This is a genomic window from bacterium, from assembly GCA_035945995.1.
GTDB lineage: Bacteria > Sysuimicrobiota > Sysuimicrobiia > Sysuimicrobiales > Segetimicrobiaceae > DASSJF01.
In genome coordinates this window covers 1-4,249 of record DASYZR010000060.1, presented here as the reverse complement: position 1 = coordinate 4,249, position 4,249 = coordinate 1, and the positions used below count along the sequence as shown (strand labels likewise).

The window sequence follows — 4,249 nt, the reverse complement described above, 5'->3', positions numbered from 1 at the left end:
GGATGGGACCTGGCCGGCACGGTGGAACAGGCCGCGGCGGATGGCTCGGGCCCCGGCGTCGGCGCGGCGTGGTCGGCCTCGTTGAGTCCGGTGCATAGGCCGAACTGGTGGCCGTGCCGACCCACGCGCTGGCAGAACTGCCCGCGGCGAGGCCGCAACTCTGCTGGTGGCCGGTCTTACGGCGCTGCATGCCGTCAAGCGCGGAGGGGCGCTGGTCGCCCGAACCGTTCTCGTCACGGGAGCTTCCGGCGGCGTTGGACATATCGCGTGTTACCCGGCCCGCCATGCGGGTGCGCAAGTGGTGCCGCCAGAGTCAAACCTGTTCCTCGGGGTACGCGGCGTCCGGGTGGCGCAGCGGCACCGGGCGCTGTTGCAACAGCAACTCCGTGCGATCCGCCGTGCCGGCACCGGCCGCCCGATGGCCTACCGCACGGGCACTTCCAGCTCTTCGGCCGGAACGACGTCCAGGCGACCGGTAATTTCCTCGACTTCGAAGCGCGACTGGTCGCCTTCGCGCCAGCACCGGAACGCGACGCGCGCATCTCCGACCCGGAGATTGTCGACGTGGACCTGACTGAGCCATCCCGGCAGCGTGGGGGCGACGTACAGCCGGCCGGCGGGTGCGTCGGCGCGGAGGCCCAGCAGCACGCGGATAAGGAAGAAGACACTTCCGGCCGCCCATGCCTGCGGCACGTTGGCGTCCAGGTAGCGGACCGGAAAATCGAAGCGCGTCCGGTCGAGTCCAGACAACAATTCAGGCAACTGGAACTGCTGAAACTGCGCGGCGGCGTCAAAGATCGCCCGTGCAATCTTGGCCGCGGCCGCCGCATCCCCGTACCGGCGGCATCCCGCGCCGATCAGCGCGTTGTCGTGCGGCCAGACCGCGCCGCGCTGGTAGGCGAACGGATTGAACGCCGGGTGCGCGGCGCTGAGCGTGCGGATCCCCCACCCGCTCCACATGTCGTCGGCGGTCAGGCGCGCGATGACGCGCGGCGCCCGTTCCGGTGGCACGATGCCCGACCACAGACAGTGGCCGGCGTTGCTGACGACGCTTGTGATCGGATGCTTGAGGGCGTCGAGCCCGTAGGCGTACGTGCCTTCGTCGTCGAGCCAGAATGCGTCGTTGAACCGATTGAAGAGATTCTGCGCCTCGCGTCTGAGACGGTCGGTCATCTCGGGCTTCCCGACCGTCTCGTACAGTGCGGCCATTCGCCGCTTGGCATCGTAGACGTAGCCCTGTAACTCGCACAGAGCGATAGGGGGCTCGGCCGGCTCCCCGTTCTCGTAGACGACGCCGTCGCCGGAGTCCTTCCAGCCCTGATGTTTGATCCCGCGCGGTGAGCGCGTCCGGTATTCTTGGAAGCCGTCGCCGTCCCGGTCCCCGTAGGTGTCGACCCAGTCCAGGCATCGCGCGGCGACGGGCAGGTGGGTTTCGAGGATCCCGCGGTCGCCGGTCCATAGATAGGCCTCATGCAAGAGGATGGGGTAGAGAATGGTCGCGTCGGCGGTGCCGTAGTACGGTGTGTGAGGGATCAGCTCGAATCGTGCGAGTTCGCCGCTTCTGAGTTCGTGTGGAATCTTGCCCGGGTCGGCGTCCCGGACATCGTCGGACCGCGTCGCTTGGTGACGCGCCAGGGCCGCGAGCGCACCCAGTCCAAACGAGCGGTGCAGGGCGAGTGTCTGCATCCCGGCGATGAGGCTGTCTCTCCCGAAGAGTGCGATAAACCAGGGTGCACCGGCAGCGAGCACGCAGGGGGTCTCCGGTGGCACGTCGTCCAGCAGAAGCGAAACGAGATCATCGGTCGATTGTCGCAAGATATGCGTGATCGTGTCATCGTTCGTGTGGAAGTGGGTCGCAGAGGCATGCCACCTTTCGAGCAGGGCGTCCCGATCCGCGACGGACACCAACCCGCAACCGGAGGGCGCGGCATACACGATGCCGTCCACCTCCGGAATCAGCCGTGCGCACGTATGCCACTGTCCTCCCGGCGGCAGCACAATGTCGAACAGCAGCGAGTTGCCCTGATGGTGCGCCCGGCCGTCGCTGCGGGAGATTTCGTAGGAAAATCGCGGGTGGTACCCATCGCGCTTGTACTCCGTGTCGAGCCGCTGCGCGGCCGCCTCCCAATGGGTGCGGACCGTTCGGCGGATCCGCGGATAGTTTCGCCGCACCTCGAAGAGATCGGCAAAATCCGAGCCGACCTCGATCTCCAGGGTCAGCCGGACCAGCCGCTGATGGTAGTTCACGAGATCCAGGTCTTCGTGCACGCCGTCGGAGATCGTCCGCGTGACGGTCAGCCCAAGGACATGCTTCGGAATCGGCCCGACGGCGCTCGCAAGCGTCGGATTGGTGAACACGAAGCGCGCGCTGACCTGGGAGAGCGGCGCCGACGTGACCGGAGTCCAATTCCGCCCGTTGATGAGGTACCGGTAGTGCGAAAGAAACCGGATGTCCTGGGAGAACAAACCCTGCTCCGCGGCTCCGCGGATGCTGCCGTCGAGTCCGCTGACCATGAAGGCCCGGCCGCGGTTGATGGTGATGATATTGGGGCCGACCCTCACCTCCCCGAGCATCCCGAAGGCCGTCATCTCGCGGCCGAGGTGGACGCCCACGGACTGCCGACGCCGGGCATCGAGGATACCTTTCGCGATCTCACAGGACCTGCCTGGGCTGCGCGCGCGGAGCGAGCGTCGTCACCGCGCGATTCTGGAAGCAGTATGAACTGAAGGACATCCGGAATCTATCCATGAGTCCCTGCAGCTACGGCCGCCAACGCGTGCGACGCGCCCGGTGCGGGCTCGCACACTCGGCGGTAGACGGCCTCGTATCCGTCGGCCATTTGCTTGATCGAGAACCGTTCCGCCACCCGCGCCCGGCACATCCGCCGATCGATGCGCGGCACCTCCCCCACGGCCTTGATCATGTCCGCGATGGTCCGGCACACGAACCCCGTCTCCCCGTGCGCCACGATCTCGGGCACGGAGCCGTGCGCCATGGCAATGACCGGGGTGCCGCACGCCATGGCCTCCACCATCGTGATCCCGAACGGTTCGGGCCAATCGATCGGGAAGAGATACGCGTAGGCATTCCCGAGAAATTCGTCTTTCTGCGCCTCCCCGATCTCGCCCAAATACTCGATGTTACGATCCCGCAACAGCGGCTTGATGGCGTGCACGTAGTATTCGTGATCAACCGGGTCAACTTTCGCGGCGATCCGGAGCGGCATGCCGACCGCTCGGGCGATCTCGATCGCCCGATCCGGCCGTTTTTCCAGAGAGATGCGGCCAAGGAACGCGAGATAGCGCCCGGGGCGGTCGCAGAAGGTGAAGTGCCGGAGATCGATGCCATTGTACACGGTGGCCAGCCAATTCGCCGACGGCAGCGGGGCTCGTTGCGCGTTGCTGATCGAGACAAGCCCTACTTCGGGAAAGTCTTCGAAGACGGCGCGGACTTCCGCCAGGTCAAGCCTTCCATGCAGCGTGGTCACCACCGGCGTCCGGATTAGACGGGTGTACGGGAACGCGAAATAGTCGATGTGATTGTGAATCACATCCAAGTCGTCAGCCATCCGGGTGACGCGCCCGAGCTCGCGGATCGTGCAGGCGATGGAGTCGCGCACGTCGGGGTTCAACCGCAGTCCCTGCGGAGCACACGGGACCAGACGTGCCGAAGTCTGGGAATCACCGCTCGCGAACAGCACGACCTCGTGACCGCGCCGCGTAAGTTCCTCGGTCAAACCGCAGACGACTCGCTCTGTCCCGCCGTACAGCTTTGGCGGCACGGACTCATACAGCGGCGCCACTTGGCCGATACGCATTGACGTCCTCCCTCCCCACGCGCTCGCGCCTGCGCAGGTCGCCGTCTGTCTCAGAATCCGGCCGCTCGGGGTGGCTCTCTCAATAAGGCGAGGCGCGGGTGCCGCCGGGCGGCCGGTTGCAGGTGCGGGGGCAAGTCGGTGACCGATCGTACGCCATCCAGCCACCATGACACAACCACGTGCCGCCTCGCCAGCCCATGCTCCGCTTGCTCGACACCGTTGATGATGACACGAAAGAACATCAGCTCCGGGCCGATATCGATATCGAGGGACCATCGGTCTGGCGCGAAGTGGTTGTGATCGAGGAACAGCGCAACGTTTCCCGCGTGGTCAAGACCACATTCGAAATCCCGATGCGTCAACGCCGGTCTGTGGACCGCGCGGATGGTACCTACCTCATCATCCGCATCCCGCGATTGAAGGGTACCCCG

General features: G+C 65.8%; 3 protein-coding genes and 1 pseudogene. 2 read left to right on the top strand and 2 right to left on the bottom strand.

All coding sequences use genetic code 11. From position 1 onward, the window contains the following. Nucleotides 1-304 (top strand): annotated as a pseudogene (locus VGZ23_05710) (alcohol dehydrogenase). A gap of 119 nt (nt 305-423) precedes the next feature. Here VGZ23_05710 and VGZ23_05705 read toward each other — a convergent pair. Beyond that, nucleotides 424-2,613, bottom strand: a complete 2,190-nt coding sequence (locus tag VGZ23_05705; protein HEV2357090.1) for a glycogen debranching N-terminal domain-containing protein — start codon at nt 2,611-2,613, stop codon at nt 424-426. A 128-nt stretch (nt 2,614-2,741) separates the two neighbouring features. After that, entirely contained in the window at nt 2,742-3,818 is a 1,077-nt protein-coding gene (locus VGZ23_05700; protein ID HEV2357089.1) for a glycosyltransferase family 4 protein, read from the bottom strand. 197 nt (nt 3,819-4,015) lie between these two features. Between VGZ23_05700 and VGZ23_05695 the strand changes: the two genes are divergently transcribed. Further along, nucleotides 4,016-4,249 (top strand): hypothetical protein (locus VGZ23_05695; protein HEV2357088.1); only part of this gene is annotated, 234 nt, incomplete at its 3' end.

Excerpts from the sequence above, each read along its gene's own strand:
- VGZ23_05700 (HEV2357089.1), bottom strand. The coding sequence starts at position 3,818 with ATGCGTATCGGCCAAGTGGCGCCGCTGTATGAGTCCGTGCCGCCAAAG.